The organism is Enterococcus sp. BWR-S5, assembly GCF_016745255.1.
Lineage (GTDB): Bacteria > Bacillota > Bacilli > Lactobacillales > Enterococcaceae > Enterococcus_L.
On the sequence record NZ_JADOEQ010000001.1, the window covers coordinates 431,748 to 449,732 of the forward strand.

Annotated in this window: 20 protein-coding genes and 1 tRNA gene; 19 read left to right on the top strand and 2 right to left on the bottom strand. The window is 39.3% G+C overall.

Annotation, left to right across the window (positions count from 1 at the left end):
* Positions 1-59 precede the first annotated feature (59 nt).
* From cdaA to IW510_RS02270, 10 genes are all read left to right on the top strand, one after another.
* Positions 60-950, top strand: a complete 891-nt coding sequence (gene cdaA, locus IW510_RS02225; RefSeq protein ID WP_202056366.1) for a diadenylate cyclase CdaA — start codon at positions 60-62, stop codon at positions 948-950.
* Positions 947-2,059 carry a CdaR family protein gene (locus tag IW510_RS02230; protein WP_202056367.1) on the top strand — a complete coding sequence of 371 codons (1,113 nt, stop codon included), beginning with the start codon at positions 947-949 and terminating at the stop codon, positions 2,057-2,059. Before cdaA ends, IW510_RS02230 begins: the two co-directional genes overlap by 4 nt.
* Positions 2,060-2,091: 32 nt before the next feature.
* The gene (gene glmM, locus IW510_RS02235; RefSeq protein WP_202056369.1) at positions 2,092-3,450 is read left to right on the top strand and encodes a phosphoglucosamine mutase; all 1,359 of its coding nucleotides are present in this window, start codon (positions 2,092-2,094) and stop codon (positions 3,448-3,450) included.
* Positions 3,451-3,937: 487 nt separating this feature from the next.
* Positions 3,938-4,795, top strand: a complete 858-nt coding sequence (locus tag IW510_RS02240; RefSeq protein ID WP_202056370.1) for an SAM hydrolase/SAM-dependent halogenase family protein — start codon at positions 3,938-3,940, stop codon at positions 4,793-4,795.
* Positions 4,796-4,812: 17 nt separating this feature from the next.
* Positions 4,813-5,364 (top strand): ECF-type riboflavin transporter substrate-binding protein, encoded by a 552-nt coding sequence (locus tag IW510_RS02245; protein ID WP_202056371.1) that lies wholly within the window; start codon positions 4,813-4,815, stop codon positions 5,362-5,364.
* 186 nt (positions 5,365-5,550) lie between these two features.
* A complete protein-coding gene (locus IW510_RS02250) occupies positions 5,551-7,260 on the top strand; it encodes an ABC transporter ATP-binding protein (protein ID WP_202056608.1) in 1,710 nt (569 codons plus the stop codon).
* A complete protein-coding gene (locus IW510_RS02255) occupies positions 7,257-8,090 on the top strand; it encodes an energy-coupling factor transporter transmembrane component T family protein (protein WP_202056373.1) in 834 nt (277 codons plus the stop codon). Before IW510_RS02250 ends, IW510_RS02255 begins: the two co-directional genes overlap by 4 nt.
* A 380-nt stretch (positions 8,091-8,470) precedes the next feature.
* Positions 8,471-10,282 (top strand): glutamine--fructose-6-phosphate transaminase (isomerizing), encoded by a 1,812-nt coding sequence (gene glmS / locus IW510_RS02260; RefSeq protein WP_202056377.1) that lies wholly within the window; start codon positions 8,471-8,473, stop codon positions 10,280-10,282.
* A gap of 218 nt (positions 10,283-10,500) precedes the next feature.
* Entirely contained in the window at positions 10,501-10,791 is a 291-nt protein-coding gene (locus tag IW510_RS02265) for a hypothetical protein (protein ID WP_202056378.1), read from the top strand.
* A gap of 220 nt (positions 10,792-11,011) precedes the next feature.
* Entirely contained in the window at positions 11,012-11,980 is a 969-nt protein-coding gene (locus IW510_RS02270; RefSeq protein WP_202056380.1) for a hypothetical protein, read from the top strand.
* A 424-nt stretch (positions 11,981-12,404) separates the two neighbouring features.
* Here IW510_RS02270 and IW510_RS02275 read toward each other — a convergent pair.
* Positions 12,405-12,476: transfer RNA gene (locus IW510_RS02275), tRNA-Arg, on the bottom strand.
* 59 nt (positions 12,477-12,535) lie between these two features.
* On the opposite strand from IW510_RS02275, the gene rpoN reads away from it, so the two are divergent.
* Both rpoN and IW510_RS02285 read left to right on the top strand, forming a co-directional pair.
* A complete protein-coding gene (rpoN, locus tag IW510_RS02280) occupies positions 12,536-13,861 on the top strand; it encodes an RNA polymerase factor sigma-54 (RefSeq protein ID WP_202056382.1) in 1,326 nt (441 codons plus the stop codon).
* An 88-nt stretch (positions 13,862-13,949) separates the two neighbouring features.
* On the top strand, positions 13,950-14,732 hold the full coding sequence (locus IW510_RS02285) for an LPXTG cell wall anchor domain-containing protein (RefSeq protein ID WP_202056384.1): 783 nt from the start codon (positions 13,950-13,952) through the stop codon (positions 14,730-14,732).
* A gap of 292 nt (positions 14,733-15,024) precedes the next feature.
* Here IW510_RS02285 and IW510_RS02290 read toward each other — a convergent pair whose 3' ends face one another.
* A complete protein-coding gene (locus IW510_RS02290) occupies positions 15,025-15,531 on the bottom strand; it encodes a helix-turn-helix domain-containing protein (RefSeq protein WP_202056386.1) in 507 nt (168 codons plus the stop codon).
* A gap of 166 nt (positions 15,532-15,697) precedes the next feature.
* On the opposite strand from IW510_RS02290, the gene IW510_RS02295 reads away from it, so the two are divergent.
* From IW510_RS02295 to IW510_RS02325, 7 genes are all read left to right on the top strand, one after another.
* Complete coding sequence (locus tag IW510_RS02295) at positions 15,698-16,027, top strand: DUF771 domain-containing protein (protein ID WP_202056389.1); 330 nt, start codon at positions 15,698-15,700, stop codon at positions 16,025-16,027.
* A gap of 114 nt (positions 16,028-16,141) precedes the next feature.
* On the top strand, positions 16,142-16,306 hold the full coding sequence (locus IW510_RS02300) for a hypothetical protein (RefSeq protein ID WP_202056391.1): 165 nt from the start codon (positions 16,142-16,144) through the stop codon (positions 16,304-16,306).
* A complete protein-coding gene (locus IW510_RS02305) occupies positions 16,303-16,512 on the top strand; it encodes a hypothetical protein (protein ID WP_202056393.1) in 210 nt (69 codons plus the stop codon). The genes IW510_RS02300 and IW510_RS02305 overlap by 4 nt, the downstream gene beginning before the upstream one ends.
* Before the next feature lie 36 nt (positions 16,513-16,548).
* Positions 16,549-16,809 carry a hypothetical protein gene (locus IW510_RS02310; RefSeq protein WP_202056396.1) on the top strand — a complete coding sequence of 87 codons (261 nt, stop codon included), beginning with the start codon at positions 16,549-16,551 and terminating at the stop codon, positions 16,807-16,809.
* Positions 16,809-17,051 (top strand): hypothetical protein, encoded by a 243-nt coding sequence (locus IW510_RS02315; RefSeq protein ID WP_202056398.1) that lies wholly within the window; start codon positions 16,809-16,811, stop codon positions 17,049-17,051. The genes IW510_RS02310 and IW510_RS02315 overlap by 1 nt, the downstream gene beginning before the upstream one ends.
* Positions 17,052-17,483, top strand: coding sequence for a hypothetical protein (locus IW510_RS02320; protein WP_202056399.1), 432 nt, complete (start codon positions 17,052-17,054; stop codon positions 17,481-17,483).
* A gap of 14 nt (positions 17,484-17,497) precedes the next feature.
* Positions 17,498-17,851, top strand: coding sequence for a hypothetical protein (locus IW510_RS02325; protein ID WP_202056401.1), 354 nt, complete (start codon positions 17,498-17,500; stop codon positions 17,849-17,851).
* Positions 17,852-17,985 lie beyond the last annotated feature (134 nt).

Consider the following 17,985-nt stretch of genomic DNA (forward strand, 5'->3'; position numbering starts at 1 on the left):
TCCCCAAAAAATTTATGCTATACTAAAAAGGAAATCTTCAGAGAGAAGTGATAACTTATATGACAGCTTTTCAGATTAGTCAATTTTTTGATGTAAGTTATTGGCAGAAATTTATTTCCAATGACTTGTTGTCCAGCAATTTTATTATAAATATTATTGATGTTTTAGTGGTATGGTACCTCGTGTACAAATTAATCATGCTTGTAAAAGGAACAAAGGCCGTTCAATTGTTAAAAGGTGTGGCCGTCTTTATCATCATTCGAATAGTCAGCGAAATCATCGGTCTGCATACCTTATCTTGGCTGATGAATCAGGTTATTATGTATGGTGTGATTGCAGCGGTAGTCATCTTTCAGCCGGAAGTTCGAAGAGGACTGGAGCATCTAGGTCGAAGCTCATTTTTCAAAGCCTCCAAGAGCGAACAGCAGCAAGATGAAAAAATGATTTTAGCCTTTGATAAAGCCATTCAGTACATGTCCAAACGGAAAATAGGGGCGTTAATCACCGTAGCAAGAAATACTGGTTTAGAAGAATATATTGAAACAGGTATTGATTTGGATGCGGATATCACCGGGGAGCTCCTGATAAATATTTTTATTCCCAACACCCCACTTCATGATGGTGCTGTAATTATTGATGAAGGAAAGATTGCTGTTGCCTCAGCGTATCTACCATTGTCAGAAAGCAATTTGATTCCTAAAGAATTTGGTACGCGCCATAGAGCAGCGGTTGGAATCAGTGAAGTTAGTGATGCAGTAACTATTATCGTGTCGGAAGAGACCGGCGATGTTAGTCTGACCTTGAACAATGAGTTGATCCCAAGATTGACTCAAGAAGAGTATTTGAAGATTCTCAGAGAGGAACTAGTTCCTGATGAGGAGAAGAAAAGTCGTAAAAACCTCCTACAGCACTTTATTGACGGTGTGACCAAAGGAGGGAAAAAGAAATGAAAAAGGCTTATCAAAGCAACTGGTTTTCCGGCTTGCTCGCCCTATTGTTTGCTTTACTGCTCTTCTTTAATGCAAATTCTGAAGGAAACTCAGGAAATACAGTAAATACCAGCCAGGTTTATGATGAAATGGTTTATAATGTGCCGGTCCAATTGAAATATGATGAGGATCAATATTTTGTCTCCGGTTATGAGGACACGGTGGCCGTCCATTTAAGCAGTGCGAACCGAATACAGCTGAACCTAGAAACAAATGAAGATACGCGAAATTTTCAGGTAGTGGCAGACCTGACAAATACTTCGCTTGGAACAACAGAAGTACCCCTACGTGTAACGGGCTTGAGTTCAGCAGTTACAGCAGAGCTTGAAACCAAAACAATTACTGTAACGATAGAAAAAAAGGTAACGAAAAAATTTGAGGTTGAAGCAAAAATTCCCGAAAGCTTTGATGCGGAAGGCTATAAGGTAGATACTGTCTCTATCAGCCCGAAAACAGTAGAAATTACCACCGGAGAAGAAACGATGGCAGAAATCGTTCAGGTGGCCGCACCATTAACAAATGTTACACAATCAACAGATACTATCAATCAGACAGTCAATGTACAGGCGTTGGATAGCAAAGGTCAAGTACTCAGTATTGAGAATCCTGCACCTCAGGTTAAGGTTACAGTCAAGCTGTCATTGCCGAAGAAGGAAGTTGCTTTGCGATTTACAGCTACAGGAACACCACCCTCGGATGTCAGCAGCTATTCTTTTGATGCGGCTACAACTGTTGTAGAAATCAGCGGGTCGAATTCTGTGTTGGAAACGATTGACACATTAGAAGTACCGATTGATGTCAGCGGTATTCGAACCTCAGTTAAACAGACAATCACGATTCCAAATAGTGGGGAATACTCGATTGATCCTGCGCAAGTAGAGGTCACTATTAATCCAATTTATTCTAGGTCAACAAGCAGCGGATTGAATACTTGGACTGGCAGCGACAGCTCTAGCAGTACATCAGAGAAAAGTAATGGGTCAAAGACAACTGATACAAGCACAGACAGTAAAAGCTCAGGAGAGACTTCTGAAACAAGTCAGGAGCAAACCGAACAGAGTACAAATTAACCAAACTAATTAGTGATTAAGGAGATAAAATGATGGGTAAATATTTTGGAACAGATGGCGTCAGAGGGATTGCAAACAAGGAACTGACACCGGAAATGGCATTTAAGTTGGGACGTTGCGGCGGCTATGTGTTGAGCCAGCATGCAGCAGATGAATCACGTAAACCGAGAGTTCTTGTCGGCAGAGATACAAGAGTTTCCGGTCAGATGCTGGAGCAAGCGCTAATTGCCGGATTGCTATCTGTTGGTATTGAGGTCTTTCAATTGGGGGTAATTGCTACTCCGGGCGTTGCCTATCTCACTCGTTTGCAGAAAGCATCGGCAGGGGTTATGATTTCTGCTTCTCATAATCCGGCAGAAGATAACGGAATCAAATTTTTTGGTTCTGATGGATTCAAGCTGGATGATGATCAGGAATTTGAAATTGAAGCATTATTGGATGCTGAAGAGGACAAACTACCTCGACCATCTGCCGAAGGATTGGGAACAGTTGAGGAATTCCCAGAAGGTTTACTGAAATACTCTCAATTTTTGGTACAAACAATTCCTGGAGATTTGTCCGATTTGACTGTTTGTATTGACGCTGCGAATGGGGCAACAGCTACATCTGTGAACCGTCTATTTGCCGATTTAGATACGGACTTCTTCACCATGGGAACCAGTCCGAATGGATTGAATATCAATGATGGCGTTGGTTCAACTCATCCGGAAAAGCTGGCAGAGTTGGTTCTTGAAAAAGGTGCGGATGTAGGACTTGCTTTTGATGGAGACGGTGACCGTCTGATTGCTGTTGACGAGCTTGGAAATATTGTTGACGGTGACAAAATCATGTTCATCTGTGCCAAATATCTATCCGAAAAGAAACGCTTAAAGAAAAATACGATTGTGACAACTGTTATGAGCAATCTTGGTTTCCGTAAAGCTGTAGAAGCAGAAGGAATGTCTGATGTGATTACTCAAGTTGGTGACCGCTATGTTGTAGAAGAAATGAAGAAAAATGATTATAATTTTGGTGGGGAACAATCGGGTCATATGATCTTTTTAGACTACAATACAACAGGTGATGGTATGCTTTCAGGGGTGCAGCTGTTGAATGTTATGAAGCAAACAGGAAAGAGACTTTCTGAGCTTGCTGCTGAAATTACTGTTTATCCGCAAAAACTGGTAAATATTCGTGTGACGGATAAAAACAATGCGATGGATGTTCCTGCAATTAAAACGATTGTTGAGTTGATGGAACAGGAAATGAATGGTGACGGACGGATTCTCGTTCGACCATCCGGAACGGAACCACTGCTGCGTGTGATGGCAGAGGCACCGACTAAAGAAAAAGTAGATTACTATGTTGATACAATTGCAGAGGTTGTTCAAGCTGAAATTGGTATGAACTAATTTTCTAACTTCGAATAAACGACGAGTCAAAAGCTAATCCGAGGGAGCAGCTTTTGACTCTTTTTTTGTGAAGGAGGTATAAATGTTTTATAGTAGTGTATTCAGAGGTACCAAGAAGCTATAAAGGATTATTTTGAAAAAATATTTAGCTGTATAGAGACTAGCTCTTCTCGACACTAAGTCAAAATATGTCTCATGGTAAAGAACACTGCGAATTCTACTTGTGTAGGAACTGCTGGTAGAATGGGGTACGAAGCGAGGCTGAGAGTAACTGCTTCACTTAAGGAGCAGTCACACCATTAAAAGGAGCTAACCAATTCGATGTCTGACTCGGGCTTAGTGTTCGGGAGGTTAGTGATTCTGTTCCGCTTACCCAATTCATTCCGAATGATTTCTGTATTTCTAGTTTGATTGTACGTTAATCTTATGATACGATGGGAGCTGAATTTATACTATTATTTTATTGATTAATGAAGGAGCTGACAGGATGGGGAAATATTTGGTATTACAGACAGATTTTGGTCTGGGAGATGGTGCGGTTAGCGCAATGTATGGTGTTGCTCATATGGTCAGTGACGAAATCGTAGTCGAGGATTTGACGCATGAAATTCCTCCTTATGACATTTGGGTCGCTTCTTACCGTCTGTATCAGACAGTAAAATATTGGCCGAAGGGCACCGTTTTTGTCTCTGTAGTAGACCCGGGTGTAGGAAGCACAAGAAGAAGTATTGCAGCGAAAACAGCTTCCGGACACTACATTATTACACCGGATAATGGATCGTTGACACACATTCATCATTATCAGGGAATTGAGGAAATTCGAGCGATTGATGAGGTGAAAAGCAGACTGCCTCATTCAGAGGAAAGTCATACTTTCCACGGTCGGGATATCTATGCGTATAATGGCGCTCGTTTGGCTCATGGTGAAATTGATTTCACTGATTTAGGCAGTGTTGTAACAACAGACAGTTTGGCGCTTCTTCCTTTGATTGAAGCAAAGAGAACCGGCGGAATCCTAGAGGGCAGTATCGATGTGTTAGATGTTCGTTTTGGCTCTTTATGGACAAATATTCCACTGGATTATATGAAAGAGGAGCAGATTGTTCATGGAGATAATCTGCAGGTAACGATTTTCCATCAAGGAAAAAAGGTTTATCAGAATATTATGCAGTTTGCTAAATCATTTGCAGATGTCAATGTCGGTGAGCCGTTGGTATATGTCAATTCATTAGTAAATATCGGTGTTGCTGTCAATCAAGATTCTTTCTCTGATTTATACCATATTGGAACAGGAACCGAATGGACAATCCAATTGAGAAAAGCGCCAAAAATTATCTTTGAATAGAAATAGGAGTGGAAAAGATGAAAAAAGATTTTTCAGTGAAAACAATTGTTGCTATAGGAATCGGCTCTGCTGTGTTTGTTATTTTAGGACGTTTTGCGGTTATTCCTACGGGCTTTCCCAATACAAACTTAGAAACTGCCTATCCGTTTCTTGCATTAATGTCAGCATTATTTGGTCCAGTCGCAGGCGGCTTGATTGGGTTAATCGGTCATACATTAAAAGACTTCACAACATATGGAAGTGCATGGTGGAGCTGGATTATTTGTTCCGGACTTATTGGTGTAATTTATGGGTTTGCCGGAAGAAAAATGGATTTGGAGCATGGAGAATTCACAAAGAAGGATATGATTACCTTCAATATCTATCAGGTACTTGGTAATGCGGTTGTCTGGGGTTTGATTGCACCAACCTTAGATGTATTGATTTACAGTGAACCGGCGAACAAGGTCTACACACAAGGGGTAATTGCTGTGGCATCCAATGCTATAGCAGTGGGTGTTATTGGAACCCTGCTGATGAAAGCATATGCAGCAACACGAACCAAAAAAGGAAGTCTGTCAAAAGACTGATTGTGTGGTAAAATGTTTTATGAAAGAAGTCGGGACAGTAGCAGTCTTTTTCTGTGGTAACTCTCACAGAAGCAGCTTCTGTCCCGTTATTTATAGTGCTGAAGGCAAAGAATACGATAGACCGATAGGTTGGGGCTATCAATGCTTAGAGGCGACTAGATGTTTAGAAATAAAGGAGAGAAGCCGATGAAGCAACCGCTCATTCAATTTAAACATTTTACTTTCCAATACCATAGTCAGGCAGAGCCTACTCTTCATGATATCGACTTGACGATTTATAAAGGAGAAAAGGTTCTGATTGTCGGACCAAGCGGCAGCGGAAAATCAACATTTGCTCAGTGTATCAATGGGCTGATTCCAAATACTTACGAGGGTGAGATACAAGGAAGCGTGACTATTAACGGTAAAGAGCTGACGGAGACAAGTCTGTTTGATTTGTCTTTTGATGTCGGAACCGTTCTTCAGGATACAGATGGTCAGTTTGTAGGACTAACAGTAGGAGAAGACATTGCTTTTGCCCTTGAAAATGATGAGGTTCCTCTGGATAAAATGAGAGCTGAGGTCGAGCGTTGGGCGAAAACCGTTGAGCTGGATCAATTTCTGGCTCATCGACCACAGGATTTGTCGGGAGGCCAAAAGCAGCGTGTATCAATGGCCGGTGTGTTAATTGATGAAGCGCCGATTTTACTTTTTGATGAGCCGTTAGCCAATCTTGATCCGGCAACTGGTAAAGAGACAGTTGCTCTAATTGATCAGCTGCATAAACAGACAGAAACGACAGTTGTCATCATTGAACACCGTTTGGAGGATGTTTTGTATCGTCCGGTTGATCGGATTATCGTGTTTAATGAAGGGCGAGTGATTGCCGACATGCTTCCAGATGAACTGCTGCGGACAGAGATATTGAGTGAGCAGGGGATTCGTGAACCTCTTTATGTTACGGCGATGAAGTACGCCGGTGTAGATTTATCCACCGTTGCTCATCTTGCGGACATTGAACAGGTTTCCAGTCCTGATTTAAAGGAAAAGATATCCGTTTGGATGAAGAACATTCCTGAAACAACGATAAACAGTCACAAGCATTCGCAGTTGCGGATAGAAGAGCTCAGCTATCGTTATGCTAAAAATGGACGAAAGGTTCTGGATTCAGTTACTGCTACTCTGAATAAAGGGGAAATGATTAGTATCGTCGGTAAAAACGGTGCTGGGAAGTCCACGCTATGTAAAGCGATTTGTGGCTTTATCACACCCTCTACGGGACAGCTAAGCTGGGAAGGACAGCCGTTTGACCAATTTTCAATTAAAGAACGTGCCGATAAAATCGGTTTCGTCATGCAAAACCCCAATCAGATGATTTCTAAAAAAATGATTTGGGAGGAGGTTGCACTGGGACTTGAGTTAAGAGGTGTTGCTGAGGAAGAAATCAATCACAGAGTGGAAAATGCCTTGAAGGTTTGCGGGTTGTATTCTTTTAGAAAATGGCCGATTTCCGCTTTAAGCTTTGGACAGAAGAAGCGGGTGACGATTGCCTCCATTCTAGTTTTAGAGCCGGAGATGATTATTTTAGATGAACCGACTGCGGGACAGGACTTCAAGCATTATACTGAAATGATGACCTTTTTGAAGACACTAAACCAATCTGGTATGACAGTAGTCATGATTACCCACGATATGCATTTGATGCTGGAATACACCGAGCGTGCATTGGTTGTGTTTGACGGGCGAATCATCGCTGATACAAGACCTGTTGAGGTGCTGACAAATGAGGAGCTGATACACAAAGCGTCACTGAAGGAAACTAGTCTCTTTACCTTTGCCAAACATTTGTCTTTACCTGATCCCTATTTGTTTACAGAGAATTTCATGACGTATGATCAGGAGGTGCGGTTAAAATGAGTGAACATCAAATGTTAGGCTATACACCGGACAACACGCTGATTCATAAGCTCAACGGAACAACGAAGCTGCTTTTTCTGATTTTGCTTTCCGTCGCTTGCATGACGACATATGATACACGTTTTTTATTGGTAATGAGTATAGCTTCTGTTATTTTATTCAAGCTTTCTCATATTAAATGGCATCAAATTTCTTTTGTAATCAAATTTATTTTTGTTTTTTCTGTGTTGAATATTTTAGCTGTATACCTTTTTTCTCCTGAATACGGTGTGGAGCTGTATGGATCAAGAACCGTTCTCTGGGAAGGAATTGGCCGCTTTACAATCACCTCAGAGCAATTATTTTATGAATTCAATTTGATTTTGAAATATTTCTGTACAATTCCGTTAGCATTGATTTTTTTGCTGACTACTAATCCAAGTGAGTTTGCTTCAAGCTTAAATCGCCTGGGCGTGAGCTATAAAATTAGTTATGCTGTTGCTTTGGCAATTCGCTATATCCCTGATATTCAAGAGGATTATTTCGATATTTCGCTGGCACAGCAGGCTCGTGGGTACGAACTGTCTAAAAAAGGAAAGTTCAGTCAGCGAATCAAAGGGATGGCTCAAATTGTTTTTCCATTGATTTTGTCGAGCCTTGATCGAATTGAGACGATTAGCACTGCTATGGAGCTTCGTCGCTTTGGGGAAAAGAAGAAACGAACGTGGTATTCACAACAGCCGTTTCACAAGAGTGACATTGCAGTTATGTGTTTAGGTGTCTTTTTAACTGTGCTAAGCTTCTCTTTATTCAAGGTGAATGGCGGACGTTTTTATAATCCATTTCAATAATAGTTTTTGTAAAATAGACGGCTTCTTTGTTGAAGCGGTCTTTTTTTTATGTTTATTCGAGTATACCAATTTATGTTTTTGGATAATTTTTTATTGACAACTTATATTTAATATTATAATATTTAATATGTTTCTATGGATAATACATGAGAGGAGTCGTATATACCAATTTAAGGAGAGCGCCAGCTCTGGATGAATAGTTCAGAGGACGAGGGAGAAGCTTATCGAATCATCGGCGGGTAGCTTCAGGGACTGCACTCTACAGGTCAGTACAAAACATGGCTGTGAAGTCATAACAAAGCACTGACCACGCAGATAGAAACATGTAATGGATAATTTTGTTGCAGATAAATTGATGTGAGAAAGTAGGAAAAGACATTATGTGTGGAATCGTTGGAATTATTGGAAAAGAGAACGCTGCAGATATTTTGCTGCAGGGGTTGGAGAAATTAGAATATAGAGGCTATGATTCAGCAGGAATTTATGTGACAAATGGTCAAGGAGAGAACCATCTGATTAAGTCACAAGGTCGTATTGCTGATTTACAGAAAAAAATGAATGGTGATGTGAACGGAACCATTGGAATTGGACATACACGTTGGGCGACACATGGCAGACCAAGCGAAAGAAATGCGCATCCTCATACCTCAGAGAATGGTCGATTTACGCTGGTTCACAATGGCGTCATTGAGAATTTTGAAGAAATTAAACAGGAATTTCTTCAAGATAATCTGATGGAGGGAGAAACCGATACGGAAATTGTTGTTCACCTGATTGCCTATTTTTCTGAAAGGACTGAAACAACAAAGGATGCTTTCAGACAGGCTTTGAGTGTCATTCAAGGTTCTTATGCTTTTGCTTTGATTGATACGCAAGAGCCGGAGGTCATTTATGTAGCGAAAAACAAGAGTCCGTTATTGATTGGTCTGGGGGATGATTTTAATGTTATTTGCAGCGACGCAATGGCAATGCTGCAGGAGACAAGTCGTTTTGTAGAAATTGCAGACGGAGAGCTGGTCATTGTTCGAGCGGATGCCATTCGTATCGAGGACCAAGTGGGAAATTTGGTTTTTCGTGAATCTTATGAAGCCCAGCTGGATCTCAATGATATTGAAAAGGGGACCTATCCTTATTACATGCTTAAGGAAATTGATGAACAGCCGAGTGTTATGCGTCGAATCCTTGCCCACTATACGAATGAAGCCGGAGAAACTTCCGTTGATCCAGCTGTTATTGATGAAGCTGTTCACTGTGATCGAATCTATATTGTTGCTTGCGGAACAAGCTATCATGCGGGCTGGGCCGGCAAACGACTTTTGGAAGAGCTGGCAGGAATTCCGACGGAGGTTCATCTTTCCAGTGAGTTCAGCTATAACATGCCGCTTTTATCTGAAAAGCCATTGTTCATTTTTCTAAGTCAAAGTGGAGAAACAGCAGATAGCCGACAAGTGTTAGTTAAAATTAATGAGCTGGATCTTCCGTCATTGACCTTAACAAATGTTCCCGGCTCCACGCTATCCAGGGAAGCAAAGCATACGTTGTTATTACATGCGGGTCCTGAAATTGCGGTAGCCTCCACAAAAGCTTATACAGCTCAAATCGCTGTGCTTGCTGTTCTAGCCTCAGCAATCGGTCGTGCAAAGCATGAACCGGCAGCTGCTGCATTTGACTTGTCTACAGAATTAAGTTTGGCAGCGGCAGCGATGGAAACAATTGTAAATGAAAAAATGATGATTGGTCAGCTGATTGAAGCATTTCTTGCTGATACTCGCAACGCTTTCTATATTGGTCGAGGAATGGACTACTTTGTTTCGATGGAAGCGGCACTGAAATTGAAGGAAATCTCTTATATTCAAGCAGAGGGCTTTGCCGCAGGAGAGCTGAAGCATGGAACAATTGCGCTGATTGAAGAAGGCACACCGGTCATTGGTATTATTACAGATAAAAAGACCGCAGCACATACAAGAGGAAACTTGAAAGAGGTGGAAAGCAGAGGCGCTGAAACCTTAAGAATCGTGAGTGATTCTTTGGCTGGAAAAGGCGATCAGCTAGTCATTCCCGAGGTACACCCATTGTTGAGCGCGTTGGTCAGCGTTATCCCCACCCAATTGATTGCTTATTTTGCTACACTGCATCGGGGATATGATGTAGATAAGCCTAGAAATTTAGCAAAGAGTGTGACGGTGGAATAACAGGAGCACTGCCGCATTACTTTGTTAAGAGATAAATTATAGACTGCGAAGGGAATCTTTAAGGATTGTTTCGCAGTCTATTTTTAGTCAGCTTAAGTATTTTAAGAATACTTTTATAGATTATTTTTTATGATTTAATCCTATGGCTACCTATCTATTAGCCGTCGAATATGATAGAATCAAAAGCATCACTTGAACAGATACAGGAGGATGATTCAATGGAACATCAAGTAAGAGCAATGACATTTGGCGAGCTGAAAAAAATCATTTCTGATTTAGAAAAGAATGATCAAGTTTCTGAAAATACAAAGATTTTTATCGATACCGGCTGGGATAGTGTACAGGAATTGGAGCCGGAGTCTGTGCATGTTGAAGCAGTCAAAGAGTTTAAAGTAGAAGATGAATTAACGAAAGAATGGTATGCTGGTTTTTCTTTAGTAGAAAAAGCGGAAAAAATGAATGCCAATGGAGCGGAAGAGCCGGCCATCATCTTGAGAAACCTTTATTGATCGTACAAAAGAGAACTGTAAAACACATGAAAGTCCATTTTTTTGTGGTATACACTGTTTTCTTTTTTTGTTATGATTTACTTAGTATGTAATTCTTGTTAAATGATTAGGCAATAATTTTGCGCATGGAATACAAACCATAACTGTTCTCGTATAAATTATGCAAAAACAAGAGTTACATAGATAAATCGTAAGGTTTTTAGAAGGGTGGTTATTTCTTGTGAATAATAAAGTACAATTTCCTAAAAATTATGATCGGTTTATTGAGCTTGGTAAAGAAGCAGCTGCTCAGAAAAATATGGAGGAAGCTATTTCTTATTATGAAGAAGCATACAGCATTCGTCAGGAATTTCCCTTAAACTATCTGCTTGTTAGTGCATATATAGCAGTTGGAGAGAATCAGGAGGCTTTAACACTTGCTGAAGAAATGCGGAAGCAATATCTTTCGTGTATCGAGTATATGGAGACCTATATACAGGTATTGATACTTAATCATCGGTTTCTGTCCGCTCATGGGATTATCAACGAACGTATTTTAATGGAAAATAGCGGAGAAATGAGAGCATTAGTTGGTTTGAAGAAAAAGGTCCGTCAATCTGAGCTGTTGTATCAGCAGTTTGAAGTGAAAAAGATTGAGGAGCTGAAGAAAGAACTCAGCGGCTTAAATCATTATGACTATTATCAGCAATTATCAATCATTAGAAATTCTGTTCAGCTGCCGCAAGATGAATTTTTTGAGGTAGCAAAGGAGCTGCTGATTGATGCTAATATCCACAATCTTGTTCGTTCATGGGTACTTGAAGAGATGTCTCGTCTTCATTATAAAAAAGAAGTTGAATTTTTATGGAGAGATAATCAGCTATACAAAGTGATTCCGGCTTCTTTGGCACGACCATTGGAAACATCTTCTTATCAACGAATCGTTTTGTATCTGGAAAAGGAATTAATGCATAACAACCATATTCTATACTTGGATTTATTGGAGGAAATTCGGATGCATTTTGCACTCATCTATCCGTTCTCTGACCGATTAATTAAAGACCCTAAGCTCTGGGCCATCTGCTATATTGTATCTTACAATGATGAGTTGGCAGCTAAGTATAGAAATGAATTGACTACTGAGGAAGCATTTCAGGTTCAAGAGCTACAGCACAAAATTCGCTGTGAACTGGCAAGCTTGACGATATAAGTACTTGGGAAGTAAAGCACTACAAGAAAACGACTTAAAACACTTTTGTTTTCCTTTAGCTAAGGAGGATAGGGGTGTTTTTACTATTTAAAAATATCGACTGCTGCTCTTTCTTTGAGATGAACAGTTTTTACACATCTCATAAAACCACCTTTAGAGATTGCATGAGGGAATGTTTTGTTTATCTAGACTGAGATACTTTTCGAGAAGAACAAAAAAGCCTATCTCTTTATAAGACAGGCTAAAAATGTTATTTTATTTCTCCGTTAAGATTGACCGATTAATAATTTTGAATCATGAATCCACTCAAATCCACCCCAAAAGAGAAATACAAAAGAGAGATAAAAGTGTGTTATAATCCTTTATGAAGCTATCAATAGTAGCGTTTTTGTGATAGAAGGACTATATAATACGTTTAAAATGACGCGCCCTGAGGGAATCGAACCCCCGTCTCAAGAACCGGAATCTTACGTGATATCCACTACACTAAGGGCGCAAGCACGAATACTAGTTTATCGGATATTACGAAAAAAAACAAGTGGGAGATTGAAATTTATGAAATTTGAGCAGCACTTGTCTCAGCAGCAAAAGCAAGTACAGAAACTTGCGATGACCCAGCAGCTTCAGCAGTCGATACAAGTACTGCAGTATAATGCGGAAGAGCTTCAGACCTTTATTGAAAACAAGGCACTGGAAAATCCGTTGATTGAGTTGCAGAACAATGTGAATGACTATACCTATTCAGGAAGTTCATCAGGACAGTATAACAATGATAAAGAGTCCAATTTGATGAATCAAATTCCTGATAGCTCGCTTTCTCTGTTTGAATATATGATTGAACAAATCCATCTAAATTATCGCGATACATTTTTACGAAAATTAGTTCTATTTTTAGCAGAGTTTATTGATCTGAACGGCTATTTGACCATTTCTTTGGAAAAAGCAGCTGAGCAGACAGGAGCTGACTCGGTTCAAATTTTGGATGCACTGGTGTTACTGCAGCAGCTTGATCCGGCAGGTGTTGGAGCAAGAGACCTAAAGGAATGCCTGCTGCTTCAAATCGAGCGAGATGACTATTCTCCTGCTCTTGCCTATATCATTCTTGAGGAGGAGTTTGAGGCATTTGCAAATAAGAAATGGGCTGTAATTAGTAAAAAGTTTGATATTGCGTTAACTGAGGTACAGGAGGTTTTTGACTACGTACAGACCCTGACACCTTCTCCCGGTAGTGTGTTTGGCTCAACTGCTGGTTTGTATGTCCGTCCGGATTTAAAAGTAAAAATCGTTGATGGTCATCCATTCGTTGTATCGAATAAAGAAGGAGCTCCAACGATTCGTTTTCAGCAAGCTTACTTTAGCAGAATGGAGAAAACTGCTGATCCCGAAGTACAAGAGTATATTTCTGAAAAGAAGAAAGAGTTTGAGTGGCTGCAAAAGACAATTGTGCAACGTGGGGATACGATTTTGAGAGTAGGTACAGAAATTGTTGAACGGCAACAGGACTTCTTTTTGAAACCGGAACGTCCATTAAAGCCCATGACATTGAAAGAGATTGCCCAAACGCTGGATATTCATGAATCTACAGTCAGTAGGAGCGTGAATGGAAAATATTTGGAAACAGAGTTTGGCTCATTTGAGCTTCGTTCCTTCTTTTCACAGGGCTTAGCCAGCTCTGATGATGGAGAAGACACTTCGGCAAATGATGTGAAGCGTCAAATTAAGCAATTGATTGAGCAAGAAGATAAGGCAAAACCAATCTCTGATCAAAAGCTAGTGGAGAAGCTAAAAGAAAACAATATAGAAATTGCACGTAGAACAGTGGCAAAATATCGAGAGGCACTAAATATTCCATCTTCTTCTAAACGGAAGAGATATGATTGAGAAATAGTAGGACTAATTAAAAATATTACTAACATTGCTATTATATTTCATTTGTGTTACGATTCTCTTATTAAAAGGAGGAGTTAAAATGAAAAAGTTAGTAGTGTTGGGTACTGGATTAGTATTATGTGGAGTGATTAGCGAAAGCAGTTCTGTATTTGCAGAAGAAATGCCGGCGAGTTCTGTCGCCCCTACTGAGACTATCTTGGAAGAAAGTACAACTGCTGCAGAAGAAACTGATTTAAGTGAGGAACCGGTAGAAGAGGAAGCAAAGGTAGAAAGCCTAAGAGACACATTGTTGAGTCTTGGGGGTGTTTCTAAGGAGTTGCTTGATACTCTTTCGGATGGTCAAATTCAAGAAGTCAATGATATAGCGGTGAGCTTTGGAGCACAAGATATCAGTCTGCTTGAGAAGCTTCTCGTAAAAATTTATGGTGCAAACCCAATTTCAGAAGAAGCATATTCAATCAATTACAGTAACCTGTATTTGGACGGCTTAAAAACCTATACTTCACAAATAAGAAGTACGCTTATTCATATTTTTGATTTGGATGCTCAATTGGTTAATTCAGTGACTGATGAAGAAATGGCTGAGATTATTGATACATTGGAGGATACACCAGGCACTCTATACATTGTTACTATTGCCAATAAAATCAGCAGTGGTGGTTATGGTCTAACAAGTGACGATAGCTCAGCTAAGGAATCTACAGATAGCACAACAGCTTCATCTGAGCAAGATAAAAAAGACACGAGTGAAAAAAAGAAGGGCTTTCCAATGACTGGCGAGCGTTCATCCGGCTTTTTGCTTGTTGCAGGTCTGATGGCAACACTTGCAGGAGTAGGAATTTTGTTTAAGAAATTTTACTAAAATAGCTGCTAAATAAAAAGAGCCTTGAAATGGAACAGCCCCTCAGCATTAGACCAAAAATCTAACGTTGAGGGGCTGTTCCATATACCAAGATTCCATTGTGTCCTATAAGCCACCTGCCAACTATAATTTTACAAATCAACGTTAATATAAAAAGACAATCCTTATAATACAGGTATTGTCTTTTTTTGATTGAGCAAGTTTTTAAAATCAGTCTGGACAAAATCTGGACACATATTATCTTCCCACCACAAAATCAAAAGAGTGAACTGTTGGATCAAAAAATGTTAGATTACGATTCAGAGCGTTTTTTAGAAATCATTTTTAATCTCAGATTTTCAAATTCAGCGTTATTTTCGTTATCTACAGAAATATTATCCGCTACAAAAATGCCTTTTTCAGCTATTTCTTTATCATCATATTTTTCATTTTGAAGTAGTTGATACATGAATTTGACTGTGGATTCAATATCTTCTTTATCTAAAATACCTAAAAAAAGTAGGGCTTGAAATTCTTGCCAGCTATTCACAGTATATTCAAGAGGTTCTATGTTTTTTATAAAAGTATCTGCATCTTGAAAAGGCGATTCAATATAATCGCTGGGTTTACTTGTCAATCCCATAAGATATGGAACGCTAACATTAAAATAATCGGCTAATTCTTGCCAGATTTGTTCATTTCTAGGAACGCTACTGCCATTTTCATAGTTTGTAAGCATGCTTTGTGAAATGTTAAATTTTTCTCCCAACTCTTTTACTGTTGCACCTCTAGCTTTTCTCAACTCTTTTATACGATTCATTATTGTTACCTCCAAAAATTATTAATACAACTGGCTTTATTATAAGCTCTTTTTTTAGTTTTTTCAATTCTTTTATCTGATATTACGATTTAGCGCTTGACATTCTTTAAATCTGATATTAAGATATTGTTATATCTGATATTCAGATTTAGAAGGAGGTGAAAACATGAAACAGAATCTTGAAATATTAGCTCAGATTGTTGTACCTGAAAAATTTGTGATTCTTGAAAGAGAAGAATATGAGAATCTAAAAGAGTTTGAGAGCGTTGGTCGTTGGTGGACACTGGAAGATGTATTGAAACATATTTCTATGTCTCGAAAATGGCTAGCTGATAATATCCTCAATAATCCAAAATTCAAAACTGAATTGGACGTAAATTCAGGAGGATTTGTCAAATATCCTATCGCACAAGGAGGGAAGTACTTATTTTTGAGAAGTAGAACAATGCAATGGCTCGAAGAAAATTTCTCAGAAATCATGAAGGAAATTGCATAAAAAAAGACCAACCAAACAAAAGTTCAGCTAGTCTTATGCAGACGTCCAAGAATGCTACTTTATTGTAGCATAGTTTTGCATGAGACTCCTAAAAAAATGTCAGGAGGAAAAAATATGTCTACACCAACTACTGAAAACGTTTCTGAACAACGCGCATCGCTAGATATCTACCGTGGGGTAATACATTCTCTAGTTGATCGTTTAGAGGAATTGACTTCTTTAGAAGAACTCAGTGAGATAGCCTGTTTCTATCTTAGGAAAGAGGTTGGCGAAATATGACCGAAAAATCTAGAGAGCATTCAAATACTATTGAACAAAATGAGGGATTGACTGAGCATGGCGTACTTTCGCTAAAAACAGGAAAAGAGCAGGTATCAAAGGAAAACTTAAAAAAGAGCATTTCTATTGTAGTTAATCTAATAGAAGACACAAAAGTTCTGGAATTTTTAGATAAATTTGCTCGTCATTGTTATCTCAATGAATGAGTTTTCGCTCTCATAAACAAGAAAGAGGTAAAAAAAATGAAACAATCAAAAAGCAACAACATGGGTACATGGGGGCTTGGCATCCTAGTGATTGTATTTCTATATGCATTAGGGAGTGTGTTTACGGTACTCAAAATAGGCTTATTACTTACGTTTAATCTGCTGATAGTGGTATCAACCGTAATCTTACCATTTGTGGTTGGAAAGCTCACAAAGGCAATCTGTCGTCTGTCAGCGCCAATCATTCAGAAATCAAAAATGAAGCTACAAAAGAAAATGACAAAGGAGGACAAGTAATGAAAGACGATATTTGTACAGTTGGTCATCGGGATTTGGGAAATCCAAAAAATGATTTCTCGGTGGCGGTCGTTGGTCATAGTGATATGGCTAGTAACAACGATCTAGTGATTCGAGCAGCAATTTTATTGATTCGGACATGTGACGTCAAACATTTTGAAGAAAAAAAGGATTTCGACACCTTTATAGCACTCACTGAGAAGTTAACAGAAGCAACAGAAACGTTTTGTATGGGCGGCTAAATGAATTATCAGGAATTAGCGACAACATTAAACCGACCACTCTCTACAGTTCGGAAATGGCGTGCAGATATCGCCAAAATAAGAGGGTATGACTTCGAACAAATGAAAGTGTGGACTGGAAGAGGGCGGAAATGTCGCATTGCCTATTACTTCTCTTTGGAACAGGTAGAAAAATTCAAAGAATTGAATAAGCTGCTTCAATCAGGAGAAGGAAAAGAACAAGCGATCACTCAGGTTTTTGGAAGCAAGGAACAGGAAGAGAAAACCCTTGAAGAAAAAATGAGTACCCTCGCAAAAGTTCTTCAATCTCAACTAAAGAAGAATGAGGAAATGGAAAAACAACTTATAGCACTGACAAGAAAAAACAATGATTTAACTGACCGAGTGGAAGCCCTCGAAAACAAAGGCTTAAAAAGTATATTTAAAAAATAGGAGGAACAACAAACATGGCTATTAAAACAACGGATTTAGAATTGAAGAATTGGAAAGATGAAAAAAATCAATATCAGGTAACACAAGTCAAGGAATGGACAGACTTTAACAACAATTCGGCACACTTAGGCTGGCAGTATGAAATTGTCTTACCAAACCTACGGTTTGAAAAAGTATTCATCAAGGTAGAAAGTGTTGAGCCAATCTTTACCAATGCTGAGGTAATTGCTGCTGGAACAAAACTTGTTACATTTGAGAATTTGGATGTTGGTTTCTATGCACGTTCAAATAAAGGAAATGAGTTTGTGGAGATGTTACTGACAGGAAAAGCAGAAGAAATCAAGTTAGTTCCACCTAAAGCAAAATAGGCGAAAAAAGAGCAAGTGTTCTAGTGGGTGGTTGGCGGTCTGAGGGTGTGGGCGGTGCCCTGTGGCATTAAGCCCGCACCTTCAGAAACCTGTTAGCCTAACGACCACGAATAAGAATGCTTGCTCTTTTTGTT